Annotated in this window: 18 protein-coding genes, 1 tRNA gene and 1 pseudogene; all 20 read right to left on the reverse strand. The window is 37.8% G+C overall.

Features of this window, described 5'->3' with window-relative positions:
• Positions 1–31 precede the first annotated feature (31 nt).
• Positions 32–868, reverse strand: coding sequence for a 5'-3' exonuclease (locus I6852_RS03790; protein WP_197291378.1), 837 nt, complete (start codon positions 866–868; stop codon positions 32–34).
• A gap of 254 nt (positions 869–1122) precedes the next feature.
• Positions 1123–2019 (reverse strand): OriC activity response regulator, encoded by an 897-nt coding sequence (locus tag I6852_RS03795; RefSeq protein ID WP_000697590.1) that lies wholly within the window; start codon positions 2017–2019, stop codon positions 1123–1125.
• A 22-nt stretch (positions 2020–2041) separates the two neighbouring features.
• The gene (locus I6852_RS03800; RefSeq protein ID WP_197291377.1) at positions 2042–3262 is read right to left on the reverse strand and encodes a bifunctional 2-C-methyl-D-erythritol 4-phosphate cytidylyltransferase/2-C-methyl-D-erythritol 2,4-cyclodiphosphate synthase; all 1221 of its coding nucleotides are present in this window, start codon (positions 3260–3262) and stop codon (positions 2042–2044) included.
• Positions 3263–3283: 21 nt separating this feature from the next.
• Positions 3284–4714 (reverse strand): Do family serine endopeptidase, encoded by a 1431-nt coding sequence (locus I6852_RS03805; protein WP_197291376.1) that lies wholly within the window; start codon positions 4712–4714, stop codon positions 3284–3286.
• Positions 4715–4758: 44 nt separating this feature from the next.
• Positions 4759–6201 (reverse strand): amino acid permease, encoded by a 1443-nt coding sequence (locus I6852_RS03810; protein ID WP_197291375.1) that lies wholly within the window; start codon positions 6199–6201, stop codon positions 4759–4761.
• 254 nt (positions 6202–6455) lie between these two features.
• Complete coding sequence (gene pgsA, locus I6852_RS03815) at positions 6456–6995, reverse strand: CDP-diacylglycerol--glycerol-3-phosphate 3-phosphatidyltransferase (RefSeq protein WP_079295114.1); 540 nt, start codon at positions 6993–6995, stop codon at positions 6456–6458.
• Positions 6992–7600 (reverse strand): hypothetical protein, encoded by a 609-nt coding sequence (locus tag I6852_RS03820; RefSeq protein WP_197291374.1) that lies wholly within the window; start codon positions 7598–7600, stop codon positions 6992–6994. The genes pgsA and I6852_RS03820 overlap by 4 nt, the downstream gene beginning before the upstream one ends.
• A gap of 9 nt (positions 7601–7609) precedes the next feature.
• Positions 7610–8398, reverse strand: a complete 789-nt coding sequence (locus tag I6852_RS03825; RefSeq protein ID WP_001014517.1) for an enoyl-ACP reductase — start codon at positions 8396–8398, stop codon at positions 7610–7612.
• Positions 8395–9297, reverse strand: coding sequence for a 4-hydroxy-tetrahydrodipicolinate synthase (dapA, locus tag I6852_RS03830; RefSeq protein WP_197291373.1), 903 nt, complete (start codon positions 9295–9297; stop codon positions 8395–8397). Before dapA ends, I6852_RS03825 begins: the two co-directional genes overlap by 4 nt.
• Before the next feature lie 14 nt (positions 9298–9311).
• Positions 9312–10646 carry a zinc protease PqqE gene (pqqE, locus tag I6852_RS03835; RefSeq protein ID WP_197291372.1) on the reverse strand — a complete coding sequence of 445 codons (1335 nt, stop codon included), beginning with the start codon at positions 10644–10646 and terminating at the stop codon, positions 9312–9314.
• The gene (locus I6852_RS03840) at positions 10643–11698 is read right to left on the reverse strand and encodes a quinone-dependent dihydroorotate dehydrogenase (protein ID WP_197291371.1); all 1056 of its coding nucleotides are present in this window, start codon (positions 11696–11698) and stop codon (positions 10643–10645) included. The genes pqqE and I6852_RS03840 overlap by 4 nt, the downstream gene beginning before the upstream one ends.
• A 36-nt stretch (positions 11699–11734) precedes the next feature.
• The gene (locus I6852_RS03845; protein WP_197291370.1) at positions 11735–13762 is read right to left on the reverse strand and encodes an RNA degradosome polyphosphate kinase; all 2028 of its coding nucleotides are present in this window, start codon (positions 13760–13762) and stop codon (positions 11735–11737) included.
• A gap of 87 nt (positions 13763–13849) precedes the next feature.
• Positions 13850–13927 (reverse strand) — tRNA-Pro (locus I6852_RS03850).
• 484 nt (positions 13928–14411) lie between these two features.
• On the reverse strand, positions 14412–15605 hold the full coding sequence (locus I6852_RS03855; RefSeq protein ID WP_079355015.1) for a restriction endonuclease subunit S: 1194 nt from the start codon (positions 15603–15605) through the stop codon (positions 14412–14414).
• Positions 15598–17229: an N-6 DNA methylase gene (locus I6852_RS03860; RefSeq protein WP_197291369.1), complete on the reverse strand. Its 1632-nt coding sequence runs from the start codon at positions 17227–17229 to the stop codon at positions 15598–15600. The genes I6852_RS03855 and I6852_RS03860 overlap by 8 nt, the downstream gene beginning before the upstream one ends.
• Positions 17222–19507 (reverse strand): DEAD/DEAH box helicase family protein, encoded by a 2286-nt coding sequence (locus I6852_RS03865; protein WP_231626114.1) that lies wholly within the window; start codon positions 19505–19507, stop codon positions 17222–17224. Before I6852_RS03865 ends, I6852_RS03860 begins: the two co-directional genes overlap by 8 nt.
• A gap of 173 nt (positions 19508–19680) precedes the next feature.
• A pseudogene (locus tag I6852_RS07985) lies at positions 19681–20354 on the reverse strand (type I restriction endonuclease).
• A 47-nt stretch (positions 20355–20401) separates the two neighbouring features.
• Complete coding sequence (locus tag I6852_RS03870) at positions 20402–22297, reverse strand: motility associated factor glycosyltransferase family protein (protein ID WP_197291368.1); 1896 nt, start codon at positions 22295–22297, stop codon at positions 20402–20404.
• Between the two features lie 25 nt (positions 22298–22322).
• Complete coding sequence (locus tag I6852_RS03875; RefSeq protein ID WP_197291367.1) at positions 22323–23090, reverse strand: TerB family tellurite resistance protein; 768 nt, start codon at positions 23088–23090, stop codon at positions 22323–22325.
• Between the two features lie 9 nt (positions 23091–23099).
• Positions 23100–23414, reverse strand: coding sequence for a hypothetical protein (locus tag I6852_RS03880; RefSeq protein WP_001861281.1), 315 nt, complete (start codon positions 23412–23414; stop codon positions 23100–23102).
• Between the last annotated feature and the right edge of the window lies 1 nt (position 23415).

Here is a 23415-nt window from a genome sequence, read left to right on the forward strand (position 1 = left end):
TTAAAAATCAATATTAAAAGAAGTTTTTGTTTTAAGAAATTCTTTTAAAATCAGGTCTTTGGGGTTTTTTAGGGAAAAAAGCTTTTTTAAACTCAGGCTCCCATAGTTTGATCACGCCATGGTGGGTCATCTGGTGCATATTGACTAAACGCATGTTTAAAAGAGCCTTTTCTTTAGCTTCGCTGTCGCTCAAATCTTCTTTAATTTTGAACGCTTGAATGATTTGCTCCCACAATTCATGTTCTTTAGCGTCTTCGTTTAAAAAATCTTTATAGTTGAAGCCGCCAATCCCTTTAACCCCCTTAATATTATCCCCTTTATCCCCCACAACGCATTGGTAATAAGCAAAAAAATGAGCCTCTTTTTGACTCACATTAAAAAAGGCGTTGGTTTTCAAGTTGAAATGAGAACCTCTATTGGAATATAAAATATCCTTATCCATGCTGGCTATCACGTAATTGTTGGGATCTTTCTTTTTGTAAAAAGAGATAATATCATCGGCTTCATATTCAAAACAATGTTCGCCCTGGATTTTAGCCCCTTTTTTTAGGGGGTATTTTTCCACTAAAGCGATCTTTAGAGTTTTTAAAAGGGATCTAAAATCTTCATCAAATTGGTGGCGTTTTTGTTTGTAATGATCGCACAGCTGGTAGCGGAAACTCTCTCTGCCCCTAGTGATAAAAAAGAGCGTTTTAGAGCAACGGGTTTTGCGCATGATAGATAAAATTTGAGTGGTGAGAAAAATAATGCCCACTTCTTGCAAGCTGTAAGTAGCGAATCTTTTAGGGAGCGTTTTATTAGAGAGCAAACGCCTAACAATATTAGGGATAACGCAATCAATGTCTAGTAAAAGAGTTCTTGAATGCATGAATCTTGTTTTGTTAAACGCTTGTCTAATGGTTAATCCTTAAGTTGAATTTCTCTTTTCAAAAGTTAAACTATTATAGTAAATATATAGCAAATAATAAGTTATTTTAATAATAATTAGCTCTATTCTCATTAAATACGCTAAATTTTAAGAGATCATCGCTTGTTTTAGCTCTTTTGATTGCAAAAACGCTTTTGGCATTCTTGCATTTTATAACTAACGCCCAACGAGAACAAAGCCTAAGAATTTCCCCACTATTTGCGCGGTAAGTTATACTTCCGGCGTTTTTCCCAAAGGCTTTTACGGCTAATGCCAAGCTTGTTAGCCAATTCTGTATCGGTGCAAGTAGAAGAAAAATGCCTGATCGCTTCCTTTTCGTATTCTTGAATGGAAAGAAAGGTCGTGTTATTGCTGAACAAAGATAGGGGTTTATTGCCGCATTCAATGCTCACAATTTTAGGGAATTCTAATGGCTCTTTATGGGTATAGGACAAAACAATGGGGCATGAACGAGCCAATTCCAACAATTTCAATTGCTCATCTTTTTTAAGCTCTTCTAAATGCATGATGTAAAAAGGGCGTTCTAGTTTGTCTTTATTCTTGTATAGCTCTTTCCAAGTGGTATCCTTTAAAGAGAAAAAAGAAAAATCCATTTGCCTTTCTTTAGCGTATTGCAATAAATAAGCGTTCGCAAGCTCTTGAGAGGGCGTGTGGATGATAAAAGGCGGTCTGTAAGAAAAATCTCTAGGCAAGGGCAATTCCGCATGGATAAAGTCTAAGTAATTTTCATAAAATCCCAAGCGAGCGGTCATTTCTTGGTAGGCTTTGTGGTATTGGATCTTACGCAACAATTCGTCCATTTTAAAAGGCTTTAGAATATAATCTCTCGCTCCCGCTTGAATGGGTTTATTCACGCCATCTTCATTGACATGCGAAGCCATCATGATAATGATTTGCTTGGAATTGTAGCGCACAAAGTGTTCGCAACGCCCTTGAGTGCAAACTTTAGAAGAAACCAAAATCACATCATAAGGCTCTTTATTTTCTTCTGAAATGCTAGAGATGATCTCGCAAAAATGCCCCAAATCATGCAAATTATGAGAGATACTCCTAGCTAGCGCTAAATCATCTTCAATGATTAAGATTTTCATTAATTCTTCCTTTTATCGCATTTTAAAGTTTTTGTTTATAACGCATGCTCACATGCGCTTGGACTAACAGCCCTTCTTGTTTGCCAATGAACCCCATTTTTTCCATAGTGGTGGCTTTCAAGCTGATTTGAGATTTTTCTAAACCCAAAAGTTGGCTCAAATTCTCTAAAATCGCCGGTTTGTAAGGAGTGATTTTAGGGATTTCGCTAAAGATGGTCGCTCCCATTTCAAACAATTCAAATCCGATGCTTTGAGAAAAATCCAACACGATTTTTAAAAGCTCTTTAGAAGAGGCGTTTTTGTATTTGGGGTCATTATCAGGGAACCATTCGCCAATATCCCCCCCTTTAATCGCTCCTAAAATCGCATCAATAACCGCATGCAACAAAGCATCGCCATCGCTATGAGCCTTTAACCCAAACTCGCAATCCAAAACCACCCCCCCTAAAACCATAGGCTTATTTTTAACAAACGCATGCGTATCAAAGCCCATGCCTATAAAAGTGTCTTTTGCTGGGTTAAAAAAGAGAGCAAAATGTTTCAAATCGTCGCTCGTGGTGAGTTTGTGCAAATTTTTACTGCCTTCAATATAACTCACACGATCAGGGAAAGCTTGTAAAATCGCACTGCTTTCATCTTTAAAATCCCCTTGATTTAGGGCTGATCGGAGCGCTTTGGTGTGGCTTAATTGCGGGGTTTGAATGAGTTTGATCGCTTCTCGATCTAAAACTTCATTATAATAGATCGCTGTGTCATAGCAAGGCAAGTAAGGAGCGATGCAATAATGGCTTGTTTGTTGGAGGGTTACAAACAAACTTTTAAGCGCTTCCATATTCGCTAAACCCCTAGCCACATCGCTGGTGAGCGTGTAAGCGCTATCAATTACTTTTAAAGCGTTACGCACGGATTCTTGGCGCGATGTCCCGCCTTTTATAAGCTTGATTTCAGGGTAATGGCGTTGGATATAAATATAATCCAATCCGCTTACAACTAAAATGATTTCTTTAAAGTCTAGGGCTTTTTTAAAGCTCTCATAAACGCTGAGCCATAAGGGGGTATGATTAGAGCGCAACCATTGTTTTTTGATGGTTTGAGAAAAACGCTTAGACTCCCCAGCAGCCAATAAAACAACGCTCGTTTGTTTGATAAGCGTTTCTAGCGTTTCTTTAGTTTCAAAAGGGTCTTCTTCTAAACTTTCTAAAGAGAGTTTAAAAGCTTCCCCATTCACTCTAATCAAAGACATGCGACTAACAACCCACCTCTATCATTTCACCAAAATGATCCTATAACCTTGATTCAAGTCTAAAACTAAGAATCGTTTGGGTTTGCCTTTATATTTTTCTAAAGCATGGTTAAAATCCGCAACGCTTTTCACTTCAACCTCTTCAATTTTTGTGATGATGTTACCTTGCCTGAAGCCAGCTTGCTCTGCTGGGGAATTTTCATTCACTTGAGAGACTAAAACCCCTTGAACATCATCGCTCAAACGCATAGACCTTTTGGTTTTTTGGGTTAAATCTTCTACTTGAAGCCCGTTCAACTGGCCTTGCGCGCCGTTTTGAGTAGAAATGGTTTCTTTTTTGTTAGGGTTTTTCCTTTCAGCAAGAGTGAAGGTGAAGGCGCGTTCTTTTTTGTCTCTAATGACTTTTAAGGTTACTCTTTGATTGGGCAGCATAGAGCCGATTAGGTTTCTTAATTCATTCGTGTTTTTAACCTTTTTCCCATTGACTTCAGTGATCAAATCCCACACCAAAATCCCTGCTTTTTTAGCCGGAGAGTCTTTTTCTACGCTAATAACTACTGCCCCTTCTTTATTGTCATAAGAATTTTGCAAATCGCCACTCAAATCTTGCAAGCCCACGCCCAAGTAACCTCTTTCAATCTTACCGGTTTTGATGAGCTGGGTTACAATATCTTTAACCATATTAGAAGGGATGGCAAAGCCAATACCATGGTTACCTCCGGTTTTAGAGATGATAGCGGTATTAATCCCCACTAACCCTCCACGGCTATCGATTAAAGCACCGCCAGAATTTCCAGGATTGATAGAAGCGTCTGTTTGAATGAAATTTTCATAGCTGTTGATCCCTATCCCGCTTTTATTGAGTGCTGAAACAATGCCTTGAGTAACGCTTTCGCCCACGCCAAAAGGGTTACCGATCGCAAAAACCAGATCGCCCACTAAAATATCATTAGAGTCAGAGAATTTGATCGTGGGCAGGTTGTCTTTAGTGATGCGAATCACCGCTAAATCGCTTTCAGAATCCGTGCCTACTAAAGTAGCGGAATATTCTTTATTGCTCCCTGGAATGGTTACTTTAATCTTATCTGCGCCATCAATCACATGGTTATTCGTAACGATATAGCCATCTTTAGAGATGATGACGCCGCTGCCTAAAGCCCTTTCCATTCTTTCTTTAGGGATCATACCGCCCAAATCCCCGAAAAATTGTTGGAAAAAGGGGTCATTAAACACACCGCCACCTATAAAGTTGTTTTTAATCTTCTTTTCAGTAGAGATATTCACCACCGCTTTAATCGAATCCTTAATAGAATCGTGGTAAGAATAGATCGTATCGTCTTTAGAAGGGACGCTTATTCGCTCTTTCACTTTGGGCATGTTTTGGATTTGGATATTGCCCGCATTCAAGCTTAACGCTAAAGCCAAAGAGATAAAAAGGGTTTTTTTCATCATGGTTACTTCCTTAAAATGTGCTAAACTTCAAAATTAAGAAAAGATTATATCAAATCTTTTTTGTTATTTTCATTAGCTTTTTGTGTAAAATAGTATCCAATGTAACACACAACAGCAAAAATAATCGTTAAAATCATCCCAATGCGTTGATCCTTATCCATAGCCGAACCAATCACGCCGATGGCACACCCAGTGATCCCTATGAGTTGCAAAAAGGGCAGGAAAGGGGCTTTATAAGGCAAATCCTCTAAAGAATGCCCAGCTTTTAAGTATTGCTTGCGGAAAGAATATTGCGAAACAGACACGCTAACCCACACAATAATCACCGTGAAACTGATCACATTAATCAAAGCTTCCACGACATTTTCTTTGGCATAAATTTGGACTAAAAGCCCTATGAGAGAAAAAGAAAGGGAAAAAAACATCGCATAAGTGGGCGTGCCTTGTCGGTTGAGTTGGGAAAAAACTTTAAAAAACATCTTTTGTTTGGACAGCCCATAAATCATGCGGCTCGCTCCATAAAGCCCTGAATTAGCGGTAGAAAACATCGCCGTAATGATAACAGCGTTCATTATATCAGCCACATAAGGGACACCCATGCCAATAAAGGGCAAATTAATGCGTTCTAAAACGCTCACAAAAGGGCTTTGCGCGATAGAAGAATCGTTCATGGGCAAAAAAACAGAAATGACAAACACAGAGCCTAAAAAGAAAAAGACAATCCGCCACAAGGTCGCTTTAATCGCTTTAGGCATCACTTCGCTAGCGTTTTTAGTTTCTCCTACAGCCACCCCAATCACCTCTGTGCCAGTGAAAGCAAAAATAACAGCGAGCATAGCAGAAAAAACCGCCGCGCTCCCGTTAGGGAAAAACCCCTTATCGCCAAAATGGAAGTTATCAAAAATAGAACTAAACCCATGCAAATAGATTTGATAAACAATCCCAATCGCGCCAATCCCTATAAAAGCGATCACTGCTAAAACCTTAATCAGGCTAAAGAAAAACTCGCCCTCGGCAAAAATTTTAACCGAAAAAAAGTTCAATAAAAAAACTAACGCAATGCATGAAATGACCCAATAATGGATGGGAATATTTACAAACCAGCGTTGCATGAGCATGCCTATAGCGATGTATTCTAACGCAACCGTGATCACCCAGCCAAGCCAATACATCCAAAAAACCATATAGCCCGTGCCAGGGCCTATGAATTTAGTCGCATAATCCCCAAAACTTCCCGTAGTGGGATAAACGCTAGCCAACTCGCCTAAAGAGAGCATGATGCAATAGACCACAAGCCCTCCAAAACAATAAGCGATCAAGGTCCCTAAAGGGCCAGCGCTCGCAATATTACCCCCAGTGCCTACAAAAAGCCCTGTGCCGATCGCTCCCCCAAAGGCAATCATCAAGAGATGGCGCATTTTCATGTCTCTTTTAAGCTCGCCTTGTTTTTGCGTGGTATTTTGATGCGTTATCTTTTGATTGTCCATGCGACACCTCCTTAGATTGAAAATAAAAATAGCTTGAATTATAACAAAAATAAAATAAAATGATTTTTTTAAATAAAAATAAGGATTTGTTTTAATCAAATTGGATAAGCCTTATTAAATTTTAATATTTTTAATTTTTTAAAAAATGGGGTTTTGGTTACTTTATTAAACTCGTTTTCTTAAAAAGCTATCACTTGACTGGCATCAATTCTTTTGTGTTTTTTATTATCAGTATTATAAAATCAATCTAAAACTTAAGATTTATAATATTTAATCGTGTAATCTATCCCCGAATAAAGGGTTAAAAAAACCGCTATGGCCACAAGTGCATAGGAGTAAGTTAAATTGGCTAATAAAGCGCCAATCGCCACGACTTGAGACACGGTTTTATACTTGCCTAACGCATTGACAGGAATATCCTTTTTTTCATTAGCGGCTAAAACCCTAAGCCCTGAAATAAAAAATTCGCGCCCTAAAATCACAAACGGGACCCACGCATTCACACGATCCAAATAAACTAATCCTAAAAACGCGCTCAAAATAAGGATTTTATCCGCTAAAGGGTCAAAGATTTCCCCAAAGCGCGATTTGGCTTTATAGCTTCTGGCGATATAGCCGTCCAATAAATCCGTGAGCGCGGCAAACAAAAAAACCGATGAAGAGATCATGTTGGTGTGAAAGGGGGTTAAAAAACTAAAATAAGTGCGCGTGTTTAACAATAAAAATAATAAAAATAAGGACAAGACAATGCGTAAAATCGTTAAAAAATTAGGCAGGAGTTTTAAAACTTTCATGCTTTCAAAAAGACTTGTGAAAAATTCAAGAACGCGCGCCCTAAAAAGCTAAGCGCCACACACATTAAAATCACAGCGATCGTTAAAAAAATGATAACTAACGCTTGTGCTAAAACCCCTAAAAGAGCGATCATGAAACTAAAAAGCAACAATCTAAAACCGCTTAAAAAAAACCTTTCTTGTGTGTAAAGGCTCAACTCTCTATAGAGTTTATGCAGATAAAAAATAGAAACGCCATTACCGATTAATGAAAAGGCGTTACTGGCGTTAGGGATAAGATAGCTTAAAAGAGCGCATAAAATCACCGCCAAAAAACTGAAAGCAAAATTTTCAAAAAAACTCAGATGGCGCGTGATTTTAGAAAGCCTGTAAAAACCAACCGCTCCGGCAATGAACCCAATCGCGCATAAAAAAAGAGATAGTAAGACGATATAAGCTAGTTGATTATTGAAAAGGTTAGAAATTTGAAACGATTTTGCCCCGCTTGAAACAAGAAAAAGCACCAACAAAATAGCCCCACACAAAGGGGCGAAAAAATAGCCCAACAAACATTTTTTAATGAATTGCAACTCTTTGTTTTGGTGGATATGGATAATGTTTTTCAAAAAAAATCTTTATTTAAAAGTGGTCCCACCATCCACAACGATCGTTTGCCCTGTAAGCCAACCGCTTTGGGTTTCATCGCATAAAAAATAAGCCGCTCCGGCTAGATCGTTAGGATTGCCCATGCGTTTTAGGGGCGATTGCTCTTCTACTTTTTCTTTAATCTCCACATAATCAGGGAAAGCTTTCAAAGCGTCCGTATCAATAGGCCCGCCACTAACCGCATTCACTCTAATGTTAAACTCGCCTAAATCCACGGCAGCGTATTTGACCATGGTTTCTACGGCGTTTTTAGAATTGCCATGCCCGGCGTAATTGGGCATATAAACTAGATTCCCGGTAGAACTTAAACTCACGATCGCCCCGCCGCCTATTTTTTGCATGCGTTTTGCCGCTTCTTGAGCCCCTACGACAAACGCTAACACGGTGGCTGTGTAAATGTTGTTTAACCCCTTAGGTTTTAATCGCATGAAAGGCGCGAATCCGCCCACGACAGAGCGCCCATAAATAATGGCGTTAGAAATAAAAAAATCCACTCTGTCAAAATCAGCGTCAATTTGTTTAAAAAGCTCCGTGTATTGCTCAGGCTCTAAAACATTAAGAGAGTAAGCTTTGGCTTTAATGGAATATTTTTGCTCCACATCTTCTATGATTTTGTTGGCTTCTTCAACATTTTTATTGTAAGTGAAAGCGATATTCACGCCGCTTTGAGCGAAACGATACAATATCGCCTTGCCAATCCCTCTAGTCGCGCCGCTGATCACTAGGGTTTTATTTTTCATGTGATTGGAACCATTCATGCAATTACCTCATATTGTTGTAAAGTTTTTTCTAAAAGTTGAATCGTTTCTTTGCTTGGAGCCACTAAAGGCAGTCTGTAGCTTGGGTTTTCAATCAAGCCGGCTAAATGCATAGCCATTTTAATAGGGATAGGATTTGTTTCTACAAAAAGGGCTTGATGCAAATCAAAAAGCTTATTTTGGATTTCTAGGGCTTGTTGGTATTTTTGTTTAATCGTGCAATTGACCATTTGTGAAATCAGATTGGGCATTAAATTACCGGTCACTGAAATCACGCCGCACCCCCCTGAAAACATGATGGAGTGGTTGAGTGAATCTTCCCCGCTAAAAATTTTAAAATCTTTTTCATAGTAATGCAATTCTGTTACTCTTTTCAAAGAGCCAGACGCTTCTTTAATGGCTTTAATGTTAGGGACTTCTCTAAAGAGTTTGAGGGCGGTTGGAACTTCAATAGACACGCCTGTGCGGCTTGGCACATCATAAAGCATGACAGGGATTTCCACCGATTGAGCGATCGTTTTATAATGTTCAAACAAGCCTTGTTGGGTGGGGCGGTTATAATAAGGGCTTACGCATAAAATCGCATCCGCACCGATTTTTTGAGCGAACTTTGCTAAAGAAAGGGACTCGCTCGTGGCGTTACTGCCCACGCCGGCTAACACTTTCATGCGCGAATTTGAGGGCGTTTTAGTGTTTTTGCAAGTCTCTATGGCGATTTCAATGCAACGCATGTGCTCTTTGTGGGTGAGCGTGGCGGATTCTCCTGTCGTACCAACAGGCACGCATGCGTCCATGCCTTGAAAAATTTGGCGCTTGATCAAGGATTCATAAGCGACCTCATCAACGCTCAAATCTTTTTTAAAAGGCGTAATTAACGCGCTAGATGAATGAAATTGCATGCGATAAGGCTCTTTTAAGGTTTCAAAAACACGGTGGTTGATTGGGTGTCTTTAAAATATTCATTAGCCACACGCACCAAATCGCTCACTTTTAAATCCAAAAATTGTTGCTGATAATCCGTCAAGCCTTGAATATCGTTTTGCACTAAATAGTCCGCAAAAAGCCCCGCAACATCGCTAGAACTTTCTAAATTAGAAATAAAGTCAGCTTTTTGATTGATTTTGAGCTTGTCTAATTCCGCTTGAGTGATTTCGCCTTTTTTAAGCTTTTCTAAAAGCACTACGATTTCTTTTTGTAAGGCTTCGGCTTTGATATTAGGATTACCCCCCGCAATGAATAAAAACACGCTTTCATCTTGTAATTGCATGTTGTGCGAGAAAGCTTGAGAAGCCAGGCGTTTTTTATCCACTAATTCACTTTGCAACCACGAGCTTTTACCTTCGCCTAAAAGCCTACTCAAAGCGTCTAAAGCGACTTGATCTTTATGCTTGAAAGCAGGCACTTTATACCCTAACGCTACCCATTCTAAATGGACCCCATCTTTATGCACGACTGCCGTTCTGGCTCCATCTTGTTTAGGCTCTTTCATGTAAGGGGTGGGGATAGCTTTTTCATCAAGGTTTTTTAAGGATTCAAAATGCTTTTTACTCAGTTCAAAAACCTTTTGGGAATTGACATCGCCCACCACTAAAATAATAGCGTTTTTAGGCTGATAATAGAGCGAATGGAATTTTTTAATGTCTTTTAAAGTCCAGTTTTGAATATCGTCCATAAAACCAATGGGCGTCCAATGGTAGGGGTGATAGACATAAGCGGTGTTAAAAAAGCGGAAATAAAGCATGCCTATAGGGGAATTATCGGTGCGCCATCGCCTTTCTTCAGCGACCACTTGACGCTCAGGCAAAAATTCATCTTCTTTTAAATTCAAAGAACCCATGGTTTCAGCGAACAATTCTAAAGACTTATCCAAGTTAGCCTGACTGGTTTTAATGAAGTAGCGCGTAATATCAAAACTCGTAGAAGCGTTACTCACGCCCCCAAAACGCTTAACGATCTTATCAAATTCGCCGGCTTTAAGGTTTTTGGTGCTTTTAAAATTCAAATGCTCCAACATGTGAGCGATCCCGCTCTTGCCCATGACTTCGTTTCTAGAGCCGACTTTATAAAGCACATCCACTTCTATAACCCCGGTTTTATTTTCTAAGGGGACGCTCACGACTTGCAACCCGTTTTTTAAGGTAACGCTCTCATGTCTGGGTAAGTAAGATTGTGCGTGCATGCTCACTCCTAAGGTTACTAATAAGACAGAACAACGCCCCAAAAGTCTTTTAACAGAAAAATATTTCATCTTAAATCCGCTCCTATAGCCTCTTTGACGCTCAAAAATCCATCTTTTTGGAGTAATTTTACCAAATCTTTAAGAATATTTTGGCATAAATTTGGCCCTTTGTAAATAAAAGCGCTATAAATTTGTAACAGACTCGCTCCCATTTTAATCCTTTCATAAGCTTCTTTCGCATCGCTAATCCCCCCCACAGAAACAAGAACGCTTTTATTAAAAAAGGCTTTAGCCAATTCTTTAAAGATTTCACGGCTTTTTTTAGTCAAGCATTTCCCGCTCAAGCCCCCCGTTTCTTTAGGAGCGAACACCAGGCTTTTATCAATCGTGGTGTTAGTCGCAATAATCCCATGCACTCCTGCTTCAATAGCGCTATTGACAACCTCTAGCATGTCATCTGTTTCTAAATCCGGGGCGATTTTTAAAAATAAAGGCTTATGAGTCATTTCTTTAGCCATGCAAAAAAGCTCATGCACAAACGCTTTATTTTGTAAATCCCTTAAATTAGGGGTGTTGGGCGAAGAAAGGTTGAAGGTGTAATAATCGCCAATGTTTAAACATTGATTTAAAACCGCCTGATAATCTTCTAGGGCATGCGCTTGCTCTATGTGTTTGTTTTTGCCTAAATTGATGCCAATAGGGGTTTTATAGGGGGCGAAGCGATTGAACGCTCTTACCCCCAAAATCGCCCCGTAATTATTAAACCCCATCGCATTTTGTAAGGACTCTTCTTCAATGTGCCTAAAAAGCCTTGGTCTTTCATTCCCCACTTGCGCTTCATTGGTGAGAGTGCCTGCTTCTAAATAGCCAAACCCAAAAGCGATTAACGCCCTGAGCATGGAGATATTCTTATCAAAACCGGCGGCTAATCCTAAAGGGTTAGGGAAATGCAAGCCTAAAATTTCATTTTCAAGCTTTGGGTTTTTATAACCCCATTGAGAATCAATCAAACCACACAAAAAGGGCGATGAAGAAAGCATTTTTAAAATTTTACACACTTTTTCATGCGCGTCTTCAGCGTCTAGGCTAAAAAGATATTTTTTTAATAACGAATAAAGCATTTAAATCCTTATCTTTTATGATTTGAACGATAACCCTTAAAAGGTTTTAAGGGCTTGTTTTTCAAAGTAATCTTGCGAATTTAAAGGATCGTTAGGGTTTGAAACTTTAGCGTAACGGCCTTTAGAATTTAACTCGTAGCGTTTTAGGGTGTCTTTTAATTGGATTTCTAAAATATGCAACAATTTATTAGCGATCTTTGGGTTTGTGGCTGGGACAAGCAATTCCACGCGCCTTTCTAAATTCCTGGGCATTAAATCTGCGCTAGAAAAATAGATATTTTCATGTTTAAAATAATAAATGCGTGCATGTTCTAAATATTTCCCCACAATAGAATACACCCTGATATTTTCGCTCAATCCTTTGACTTGGGGCTTTAAACAGCAAATCCCCCTGATAATGAGATCAATTTTAACCCCTTTTTGAGAGGCTTGATAGAGCCATTCAATGATTTCGCTATCCACTAGGGCGTTGGCTTTTAAAATGATATAGCCTTCTTGTTTGTGGTTCATTTCGTTTTGAATGAGTTCAATGATTTTAGGCTTGATCTGTTTGGGCGCCATAAAAAGCGTTTCTAATGCGTTATTAGTCGCGCTGCTAGTGAGCAAGGAATGGAAAAGCTTGATAATGTCGTTAGCAATTTCATTTTTAGCGCTAAAAAAACTCACATCGGTATAGATTTTAGCGCTCAAAGGGTTGTAATTGCCCGTGCTTAAATGGGTGAAATGGCGTAACTGGTTGTCCGTTTTTTTAGTGATCAATAGCATTTTAGCATGCACTTTGAGTTTGAAAACCCCATAAACGACCAACGCGCCCGCCCTTTCTAAAGCTTTTGCCCAATGCAGATTGCTTTCTTCATCAAAACGCGCTTTTAATTCCACTAAAACGCTCACTTGAATCTTGCTCGCCGCTTCAATTAAGGCTTTGACAATGGGGGAATGCTTGCCCACACGATAAAGCGTCATTTTGATAGAAAGGGTGGTCGGATCGCTAGCGGCTTGCTCTATTAAATCAATCACAGGCTCAAAACTTTCATAAGGATGAAACAGCAACAGATCCTGTTTTTCTATGGATTTGAAAAGATCGTTTTCATTGAAATGAGGGTGGATTTTGGGCGTGAAATTGGGCGATTTGAGCGCTTTAAAATCGCTATGATTGACTAATTCCCACAAATCCCCTAAATTGAGCATGATCGCGCTTTTATAGATATGCATGCCGGTGAGTTTGTGCTTTTTGTAAGAGTGGGTTTGAAAACTCCTTAAAGACGCTAAAAGGGTTTTTAAAAGCTCTTGACTCCCTTTTTGGGTTTGCAAGCGCACGATTTCGCCTTGATTTCTTTTCCTCAAACTCTTACTCATCAAATCCGCATAATCATGCGCTTCGTCTTCAGTGATAGCAATATCCGCATCGCAAGTTACCCTAAACGCCATGCAATCTAAAATCTCATGCTCTAAAAACAATTCTTCTAAATGCGCTTCTACGATTTCTTCAGCCAGCACAAACAAGCCTTTTTCCAGCTCTACAAAACGGAAGATAAAAGAGGGGAGTTTGATGAGCGCATAGGAGGCGCTTTGGGTTTCTTTGTCTTTAATGTGGGCAAAAAGCGCGAAAGTCAGATTCGCTAAAGGCGGGAAAGTGTGCGAAGAATCCAACTTAAAAGGCAAGACTAACGCATAAAGCTGCTCTTTAAAATAGGTTTTAGCCTTCGCTTTTTGCTCTAAATTCAATTCATTATAGGGGGTGATACAAAGCCCTTTTTTAAAGAGTAGGGCTTGGATTTTTTGGAATTCTAATTCCCTTTCTTCAATTTCATGCGCTAAATAATGCTTGATTTTTTCCAATTGTTCTTCAGGGCTTGCACCATCAATGCCTTTAGAGGCGATTTTATGCTCATAGAGTTGTTTAAGCCCGGCCACTCTTATCATGTAAAATTCGTCTAAATTCGTGTCATAAATGGCTAAAAATTTCAAGCGCTCTAATAAAGGCAAGCTCTCATCTTTGGCTTCGTTTAAAACCCTTGTGTTAAAAGCTAACCATGAAAGCTCTCGGTTAAAGAAACGATTCAATAAAAATCCTTTAAATCATCATGTTTAAAAATTGATTTTGTTTAGTGTGATTATATAATGAAATGATAATCATTGAAGCTTTTTTAATGGTCGGAGTAGCGGGATTCAAACCCACGACCTCACCCACCCCAAGGGTGCGCGCTAATCAGGCTGCGCCATACTCCGCAATCAAAAAGAGAGATTGTAGCGCGAGTTTGCTTAGTTGTTGTTTAAAAACTCTTTTTTGTAAAACTTCATTTTTTGAATAAAACTTCATTTAACCCTAAAAGATCGCTTAAAATTTTTTTTAGCGTTTTTTGGGCTGATTGTTTCTATAATAAACGAACGCAAGTAGTAATCTCTTGGTTTTCTCTTTGGTTGTGGTATTTGGAGTGTGTTAGGGTTGGGGGTAACAGTGGGCGGTTATCTCGAAAGGAGATAACCTAACATGAGATTAGTAATCATAGTTTTAATGGCACTCGCAACGCCATTATACTAAAATTTTGGCTCTGGTGCAAGAGCACTAGGGTCAAATCTTACTAGCGGATTTGACTCAAACTTTTAATTTTTTGAAACTTCTTTTTCTTTAAAAAATTTCTTTTGATGACAAAACTTCTCTTTCTTGTAACAAGGGTTTTTACCCCTTAAAAAAGTTTTGTTCTAAAATTTTTCATTGGGGTTTGACTTGTTGTTTTAAGAGTAGGGGGAGTAAAAAGTCTCTGAGTGCGGTTAGGGTTTGGGTTGATTGCATGTTGGATACAAGTAATTTAATGATATTTTCGCATGTTTTTGAGTATTGCTTGATTATTTTATGGTTGAAAGGGATTTGAATTTTTAAGGTATCAATAGGGCTTAAATTTTGTTGAGATGAGCCTATAGCGTTTCTCTGCAGTATGGCTGAGAATAGGGGATTTCTTATCAAAGAATAATAAAAGGGGTTTAGCTCTTTTTCTTTTGGTAAAACTACGCCGACGCGCTGATTTAAAATACAATTTTTTGAAAACACTAAGGCACAGCGTCCAATATGTCCTGTTAATGTGATTAAAATATTTGTTGGCTCTAATAGGCAATATTTAGGGAGTTTTTTCGGTAAAAATAAAAGGTTAGTTGTAATACTTAAATCAATTAATGAATGTTGAACATTTTTATTTGTGATTAAAATATAATCATTTTTGTTGTTGCTGTATGTATTTGATTGGAAAGAATAACCGCTGAAAATATCCACTAACTCCCCTAGCGTTTTAACTTCAAAATCGTTGGGGATAAGGCGGTTTAATTCTTTAGAAAATTTCATTTTCCCGCCGCTAGTTTGATAGGGTTTGTTGTTTTCATCTAAAAAATCAAAACGAACGAAGTATTGCTCATAAAGAAGTTCTAGGATTTTGTGTAAAAGCTCGTTGATTTTATGGTTGTTTTCTATTTTATTTTGAATGCTATTAAAAATTTTAGCGATTGTAAAATTGATTGTAGGGATTTTGAAATCCATCATGTGTGTTTTATTGCCTCTTGGCATTTTAGAACCTTGACTACCTGAACACGCATAATCAGTAAAAATTTGACTAGATAAAATCGCAAAAAGTGTGGCACTATCAATGTGTTTAGCCCTAAACACTAGGACATCAGAGCTACAACCGCCTTTTTGTTTGGCTCTATAAACTTTTCTAAAATAAAGTCTTATATTTGACAACAAAACATCATCTTTTTGAAATGATCTGACCTTTCCTTGCGGGATATTGATATTTTTAAATGTATCAATACCGCCTAAATTTTGGCACATGTTATCCGTAGTGATATAGTGATTGATTTCATTTGATTGTATGGTATCATTGATTAAAGTTGCGTAGTCTTGTAGAGTTTTACTCAAACTTAACCCCTTTTAAAGTTTCTAAAATTTCTTGTTGCAATCTCTGGCTTTCATCAAAAAGGCTTGTCAGTTCGCTTGAATATTGTTGCATTAATTTTTCAAACTCCGCTTGGCTGATTGTTTCGCTCGTGTCTTCTATAGTGAAATACTGCCCGGGGTTTAGAGAATAATTTTTTCCTATGATTTCATCAAAAGAAACCAGAGCGCAAAAATCCGCTTTTGGGGTTTTCTTTTGAAAAGTTTCTAAAATCAAATCCATATCGCTTGGTCTTAAGCGCGTTTTTTTGTTTTTGTTTTCGGTGTATTCTTCGCCGAGTTTGGAAGCGTCAATCAAAATGACTTCCTTTGCGCTTGGCGTTTTTTGAAAAAAGATGATGCTCACGTTAGTGCCGGTGTTGGCAAAAACTTGACTGGGCATGCAAACCACCCCATAAACGAGCCTTTCATCCACTAAATGCCGGACAATCTTATTTTCTATTCCGCTTTTAGCGCTAATGAATCCGGTTGGCACGATAATAGCCCCCTTACCCTTATGGCTAAGCATGTTCAAGCAATGCTGGAAAAAGAGCGTGTAAATGGGCATTTTGCTTTTATCGTTTTTGGGGATATTAGGCACGCCTAAGAAAAAATCGTTTTTGTTTTGCGAAATCTCGGCATGCTCGTTGGAAAAATCCAGCTTGAAAGGGGGGTTACTCACGATGAAATCCATTTTCCCATGACATTCTTTAGAATGGTAGGGGTTAATCAAGGTGTTTCCCTCAATGGCGTATCTTAAAGAGTGGGTCAAGTCGTTTAAAATGAGGTTAAGTTTGAGCATTCTTAAGGATTTTTGCGAAATGTCTTGGGCATAAAGGGTGCAAGAATCGGTGCCTATTTGGTGGGCTAGCGCCATTAAAAGCGTTCCTGTACCAGCGCTTGGGTCATAGATTTTGACGCTTTGAGTGGGTTCGCTCACTAAAAGCTTAGCGATGATGCTAGCGATGCTTAAAGGGGTGTAGTATTCGGCGTATTTCCCTCCGCCGGCGTTATTGTAATCTTTGAGTAGGTATTCAAAAATGGGGGCGAAAAAATCATAGCCTTGTTGGTTTTGTAAGTTTAAAAAAGCCTGTTTGAAATTAAAATTTTTGAGTTTGTCTAATAAAGCTCTGGTGAAATTAGCCCTTTTAGATTCTTCATTAATGTATGGTGAGACGCTTTCAAATAAGGCGATAGTGGTTTTATCCGTGCTTGTGGTGTTGAAAAGCTCGGCATTATTGCTAGAAATACGATTAAAAATGGCGTCTAGCTTTAGGTGTAAATCGTTATCGTTAAAATGCTTTTCAAAAAGATAGCTTAAAAGCTCATCATAAGCGAGTTTAGGGAGTTGTTTATCGCTTAAGGTAAGGAAAAAATCTTCTTTTTCTTCCTTTTTAAAGTCTTTGTAATCTCGTATCGTTTTATTAGGGAATTTTGTTTCAAAAAAGAATTCAAACTTATCGCATAAGAATTTATACAAAAAGCATTGCATGATGATCTTGTATTCGTTGCCGTCGTTCCCTAAACCAAAACTCGTGCAAATGACTTTTAAATCGTCAATGAGGCTTAGGGTGTCTTGTTTGATTTGCAATAAAGCGTTATTAGGCATGTGAATTTCCTTGAGAGTGGTTTTGTATGAGTTCGTTAAAAAGGGTTTGAGCGATAAATTTTTCTTCTTTTTGTAAATCTTTTAAGGAGGGATTTTCTTTGAAAGCGTCCCTTAATTCTACTTTTATGGCAGTTTTTAGAGTGGTTTCTTCGTTTAAGATTTCTTGACGCTTAAAAATACGCGCATCAAGAGCTTTTTTGAGCGCGCTTAAAAGCGTGAAAATTCCCTTAGAAATGTTTTCTTCCATGAGGCGATTGTGAAGTCGCTTATGCGTGATCGCATAAGCTCGATCATTATTGTATTTGTTTAATAGGTTGGTGGTTTGCTCCTTATGTTGTTTTAGTTGTGAAATGATTATGCTATAAGAATGAGAAATTCCATCAAAATTATGATTGGTTAGGGGTTCTTGGAGCAATTTTGAAAGCTCTTTAGAAATCTTTTGGATTTCTTTATCTTGTTTGTCCGGGATTTTTTCTAAAATCTCTTTAGCTTGCTTGTATTTGGCGTTAATTTCTTCTTGTTCTTTAAAGCGCAATTCTTTGCTTTCTTTAAACTCTATTTTAAAGTCTAAAAGAGCGATGAGGTCTTCTAAAATCATTAAATCGTTTGGGTTTTTAGGCTCATTGATATTTTTTAACGCATGGAGGTGTTTGGCTTTTTTACTAAGCATTGAAGAGATTTTGCTGATCTTTTCAATATCCATTTTTTCTTTTAGTGAAAGGATTTTTTCATCGTTAGAAGCGCGGATTAAATTGTAGTTTATTTTAAGCGTGTTAATGGCGTGTGAGACCTTTAAAAGCTCGTTCATTTCGCTGATACCAACAATGGCACTAGTCATGTCCTCTATATCATCAATGGGGTAATTAAAAAGATCATCATAGGCGTTTTTAATGTCTTTTTCTAAAGTTTCACGATCCGCAAACATGTCTTTGAGATTATCTTTGATATTAGAATCGCTTTGATTGAATTGGTTTAACTCTTTCAAATAATCATCAGTCGTTTTGTCATAATTTTCTTTAATGCCTACAAAATCTATAAGGTAGCCAAAAGACATGTTGTTATAGGAGCGATTCACTCTGGCTAGGGCTTGGAGCAAATTGTGATCTTTTAATTCTCTGTGGATATAAAGGCGTTTGAGATTGGGTAAATCAAAGCCGGTTAAAAGCATGTTAAACACAAAGACTATATCCGTATCTTCATGTTTGAAAGAATAAATCTTTTCTTTGACTTCTTGTTTGTCATGCAAAATCAGGCTGGATTGGAGTTGTTTTTTTAAAATTTTTAAATTAGGGTTTTCTTGTAAGACTTTTTCTTGGACTTCATTAAAAAGTGAATTGGCTAACTTGGCTTGAGCGCTTGAAAAACAAATTACCATAGCCTTTAAATTTTCATCATTATTTACACGCCTGAAATTCAATAAATCTCTGATGATATAAGAGAGCATTTCTTTAATGTATCTTTCATGATTAAAAATCGTTTCTTTTTTAACCTCTGTATTTTCAATAGTGATGCTTTCTTGTAAAAGGCGATAGATTGCTTGTAGTTTTTCTTTGTAGCTCTTTTCAATGATTTCTAATTGGAGTTTTAGGGTGTGTCTGTCTTTAATGGATTCTGCATAAGAATAGGTGTGCAAGTAGTTGCCAAAAGTTTTTTTAGTGGCTTTATCTTGCGCGTTGTCTTCTAATAGGGGCGTGCCTGTGAGGGCGATTTTTACCGCTGTTTTGTCGCATTCTATCAAATTAGCGTAAAAGCAACCTTTAGGGTCATAGCTTCTGTGGGCTTCATCTATGATAAACACCCTTTGTAAATCGTGGCTATCTTTTGTCGCTTCTTGTAATTCTGTTTTAGAAATAATTTCTTTAGGAGCGCTATTAGAGAGATCTTCATTAGGGGCTTTTTCTTCATTGGGGGCTTTGAATTTTTGGATATTCACAACGATGATTTCATCATTCCTTTGAGGGCCTTCAAAAATGCTAGAGTTTTTTAATTTTTGGCTCAAATCCTCTTTATTTTCTGCCTCATGCACACAAAGGCCTCTTTTTGAAAACTCGCTTTTGGCTTGCTCCAATAAATCCAGTCTGTCCACAATAAAATAAAATTTAGTCTTTTTGTTTAGGTTGGATTGGCTAAAAAAGTCTCTGATGAGTTTGGTTAAGTGGTAGGTTAAAGCGGTTTTACCGCTACCTTGCGTGTGCCAAATGATGCCTTTTAGGGGATCTTTGGGGTTATTTTCATAATGCTTTTGCAATTCCTTTAAAACGTTCAAACTCGCAAACATCTGCGCGTAACGCCAAACGTGTTTTTTAAACTCTGATTTTTCTTTTAAGAAACTGATGCCGTATTTTAGGATAAAGCAAAGCCTTTTGTGAGAGCAAAACGAAGTTAAAAGGGAGTTTGTGGGGGTGTCTTTAGGGCTTTTTTGGCAGTCGGTGTCTTTAAGGTTAAATTCGTTTAAGACGCTTTTTTGGATTTCTTCAAGCGATCGATGGTTTTGATCATTTTGATCATTTTCGGGGGGGGGTAATATCTAGCTTATTGGCTTCAACAAAGCGCTGGAAAATAGGCGAATAAGAAGCGCTATAAAAGACGCCTTGATCGGGGTTGTTTTCATCATAGGGCAAGTTATCGCTAAAGAGCCAGATTTGCACGAGGTTATAAAAAACTTTGTTTTCGGGGTTTTTGTAGCGTTGGATGTGGCGATTTTTTTCTTCTTTAATGCCTTGTCCGGCTAAAGGCTGCTTAACTTCTATATTCACCAAAGGCAAGCCGTTGATAAAGAGGGTTATATCAGTTCTTAGGGATTTGTAGGGTAATTCAGCCATCATTTCATAAAGATTGTTGTTAGGGTTATCAAAGTCTATGATTTGATGCTCGCTTTTGAGCAAGTATTCATAAAAGCTTTTGCCTAAATCATCGTAATTCAAGCGTTTTTTGATTTCAGCAAGAACATCTTTTGCGTTTTTATTGGGGTTTAATCGCTCAAACGCTTGAGTGAAACTATCGGTTAAAATATTGGTGGCGGTGTCTAGGGTGGGTTTATTTTTAGCAGGAATAAAGTTATAGCCCAACTTGGCTAAATGCATTAAGGCAGGGATTTGAACCCTTGTGATTTCATTGTATGGCATGCACACCCCTTGGATTTAAGGTTGTTATTATAATGTAAAAATAAAAATCATGGTTGTTTGAGCTGCCTTTGCAATAATAAACAAGCTTTTTTAAGGAATTGTTTTAAGGTGTTTTGAGAGAATTTGATAAAATGCGTCAGCTCATTTTCTTTAAGATGCAATGAAACGATTAAGACGCTTTGTAAGATATGAGCCACACTCCCTTCAAATAAAATGCCTATAGTGGGGGTTTTAGCGCTGGCTGTTTGACAAAACCCACTCAAATTATCCACCCATTCAAATATTTCTTGCTTGGTTTTACAAGGCGTGTTTAAATATTTTAAAAAATCCTCTTTAAAACTCATCAGATTTTTTTGTAAATTGTTTAAATCCTTAGCATGGTTACTTCTAGGGCTAAACATGCTTTTAATGCGAGCGGTAGCTTCTTGTTTGTTGGTTTGTTTCAATTTCACTTGAGAGCGATTGAGGCTAACAGCATGCTTGATTTTCGCCCCATAGCTTAAATTATAGACTTTTTTAGGCTGGTAATGATAAAGGGCTTCTTCAATCCTTTCTTTAGAGAGCAAAAAGAGCGAGTCGCTAAAAGCTTCATAACCTTTAAAATTACCCTCTATGCTGATTAAAGATGAGGTGTCAATCTCTTTTTCATCTCCATAATAGGAATTTTTAGCGTGCTTTTTAAACCCTTTAATATAAGCGCAATCTAAAGCACACAAATAGATTTCATCGCTCATCAAACCCGCTAAAGCCACCCCGGCATTACCCACAAAAGGCGCTGCGTATTCTATACTTAAAGGGCTTATATACGCGCAAGCGCTCCCCCCACGCATAAACATCAACGCTTCTTTAGCTAAATTAAAAGCGTTAGGATTGAGCATGTTAGCCCCCATTAAGGGGGTGTCTTCTAGGGGGGCGTTTTCTAAAACCTCCTTAAGATAGTCTATGCGCTCCACTTCTATTTGAAAATCCACTTTAACGCCATGCGCTTTTAAAGGCTTTAAGGCGGTTCCGCATGAAAAAATGATGCAATTTTCTTCATTTTCTTTTAAAAAATCTAGCAATAAATCCAAGCTTGGCCCATTACCCACTACGCAAATGGGGGCGTTAATCTTTTTGGGTTTGGTTTTTAGGGTTTGGTATAAGGGTAAGTTTTTGAGCGTGTTCTTTAGCCCTAGCAATTCGTCTTCAAAACTCCCCCAACCCCTTAAAGCTTGTTTGTAATAGCTTTGAATGTTTTCTCGCATGCGCAAATTAAAAGCGCTTTTATAGGGCATGATTTCTAATTTTAAAAAAGAATGCGTAACAGGGCGTTTCAAAAAATCCATTTTCAATTCATTGGGGTTAAAAAACCCTTGAATAAAGAGTTTAGCCCCTTTTGTAATCAAATCTTCATAACGCGCAAAATAACAACTGATTTTAAACAAATCTAAATTTTCTTCAAACAAATAAAGCGAATGGAAGCGGTAATTTTGAGCCTGTAAAATGGCCAAAAATAAGCCGTCTAAAACGCCATAAATCATGGTAGGGGGTAAGAATTTCTTTAAAGAGCAAGGCGCTTGATAATTGTCTAAAAAGTTTGAGATCGCATGCGTGGCTTTAAGGGTTAGGGGGAGTTTGGGGTTGTTTTGAGTTTTTAAATAATGTAAAGAGAGGTGGTTATTGTCTAATGAGTATCTGGGATTATTCAGGGGGTTAGAAGCCATGTTGAAAGCGATTTCTACCATTTGATTTTTAGGGTAGCTTAAAGCGTTTGTGGGCGTGTGCAAGAGATTGAAGTGGTTTTTTTCAAAAAGCAATTGGTAATTTTTAAAAGGCGTATTGAGAGCGTTAAAAAGATGGGGATTATAAGATTTGAAAAAAACTAAATTATCCCTAAAACGCTTTAAAATTTCTTTTTCTAAAAAGGGTGCATCAAAAGATTCTAGGGCTTTTAAAAAGGGCATTCAATAGCCTTTTTCATAAGACCCCTTAGGAGTTTTTTAAAGCATTTTCTAAGAGTTGGGAAGCGAGAGCGATCTTTTTCAAAGAGATAAAATCTTGTTCGCTGTAGCGTTTGTTGTCATTCATTTTATGGTAGTAGAGAGCGCTCAAATCCAAAGCTTTTTTCTCTAAATCTTGCTTGGTTATATTAATTTGGATTTCAAAAAGATTTTTTGCTTCTTCTAAAGACATAGGGATTTCTATTGCATTGAAGCGTTCAAAATTATCATAAAGCTCATTAAAATCTTGATTGTCTATCTGTAAAAACGCCCCCACATCTAAAAACAATTCTTTTTCCTTGCTGTCTAGTATCCCATCAGCATAGGCCAATAACATAAGAAATTCCACTAATTTCAGGCGTTTGGTGTATTCCCCATGCGTGTGATCAGCGATTTCTTGGCATAAGGATTCAAAATTTTCTTTTTTATCCACAGGCTCATTGAGAAGCTCTTTAGCTAAATCTTGTTGTTCGCTGTTTAAGGGCTGCTCTAATTCATGGATAAAAAGCGTCCTTAAGGCGTTATCCAAAGCGTTTTTTTGAATGTCTAAAAATTTTAAAAGACGCATATACGCGCCAATTTGGGTTTGCTTGAATTTGTCTAGGGGGCTAGATTGCGCTAACAAATAGGGGTCATTTTTCAAGTCGTATTCTTCGGTTTTGGTTTTAGGGTTTAGAGGGTTTTTCAAATATTCTTTGAGGGTGTTGTAAAAATAAAACAACACAACCGCCGCAACAATTAATAAAATGATTTCCATGATTTTCCTTTATGAGTATTTTTTCATTTGTTCTTTAAGGTCTTGTTTTTGCCTGCTCTCTCGCTCTTTTTTGGCTTGATAAAGACGCATTTGTTCTTCTTTTTGCTTATCTTGTAAGATCATTTTCCTCTCATGGTTTTTTTTAAGCCGTTCTATGTATTCTTCTCGTTTTTCTGGGTCTTGGAAACTCACAGGGCGGATGAAAAAAACAAACAAAATCAACACAAAAATCCCTATAGCGACAATCTCAGAGCCTTCGCCATTGAAAGCATACCAAAGCCCCCCCATCAAAGAAGCGAGCGCGAGTTTTAAAAAAGCGTTCATT

This window comes from Helicobacter pylori, assembly GCF_015904775.1.
Lineage (GTDB): Bacteria > Campylobacterota > Campylobacteria > Campylobacterales > Helicobacteraceae > Helicobacter > Helicobacter pylori_DM.

Excerpts from the sequence above, each read along its gene's own strand:
- I6852_RS03825 (WP_001014517.1), bottom strand. The coding sequence starts at position 8,398 with ATGAATGGTTCCAATCACATGAAAAATAAAACCCTAGTGATCAGCGGC.
- pqqE (WP_197291372.1), bottom strand. The coding sequence starts at position 10,646 with ATGAAATATTTTTCTGTTAAAAGACTTTTGGGGCGTTGTTCTGTCTTA.
- I6852_RS03810 (WP_197291375.1), bottom strand. The coding sequence starts at position 6,201 with ATGGACAATCAAAAGATAACGCATCAAAATACCACGCAAAAACAAGGC.
- I6852_RS03790 (WP_197291378.1), bottom strand. The coding sequence starts at position 868 with ATGCATTCAAGAACTCTTTTACTAGACATTGATTGCGTTATCCCTAAT.
- I6852_RS03875 (WP_197291367.1), bottom strand. The coding sequence starts at position 23,090 with ATGGAAATCATTTTATTAATTGTTGCGGCGGTTGTGTTGTTTTATTTT.
- I6852_RS03880 (WP_001861281.1), bottom strand. The coding sequence starts at position 23,414 with ATGAACGCTTTTTTAAAACTCGCGCTCGCTTCTTTGATGGGGGGGCTT.
- I6852_RS03860 (WP_197291369.1), bottom strand. The coding sequence starts at position 17,229 with ATGCCTAATAACGCTTTATTGCAAATCAAACAAGACACCCTAAGCCTC.
- I6852_RS03865 (WP_231626114.1), bottom strand. The coding sequence starts at position 19,507 with ATGTTTGCGAGTTTGAACGTTTTAAAGGAATTGCAAAAGCATTATGAA.
- I6852_RS03840 (WP_197291371.1), bottom strand. The coding sequence starts at position 11,698 with ATGCTTTATTCGTTATTAAAAAAATATCTTTTTAGCCTAGACGCTGAA.
- I6852_RS03800 (WP_197291377.1), bottom strand. The coding sequence starts at position 3,262 with ATGTCTTTGATTAGAGTGAATGGGGAAGCTTTTAAACTCTCTTTAGAA.
- I6852_RS03795 (WP_000697590.1), bottom strand. The coding sequence starts at position 2,019 with ATGAAAATCTTAATCATTGAAGATGATTTAGCGCTAGCTAGGAGTATC.
- I6852_RS03805 (WP_197291376.1), bottom strand. The coding sequence starts at position 4,714 with ATGATGAAAAAAACCCTTTTTATCTCTTTGGCTTTAGCGTTAAGCTTG.
- dapA (WP_197291373.1), bottom strand. The coding sequence starts at position 9,297 with ATGCAATTTCATTCATCTAGCGCGTTAATTACGCCTTTTAAAAAAGAT.
- I6852_RS03870 (WP_197291368.1), bottom strand. The coding sequence starts at position 22,297 with ATGCCCTTTTTAAAAGCCCTAGAATCTTTTGATGCACCCTTTTTAGAA.
- pgsA (WP_079295114.1), bottom strand. The coding sequence starts at position 6,995 with ATGAAAGTTTTAAAACTCCTGCCTAATTTTTTAACGATTTTACGCATT.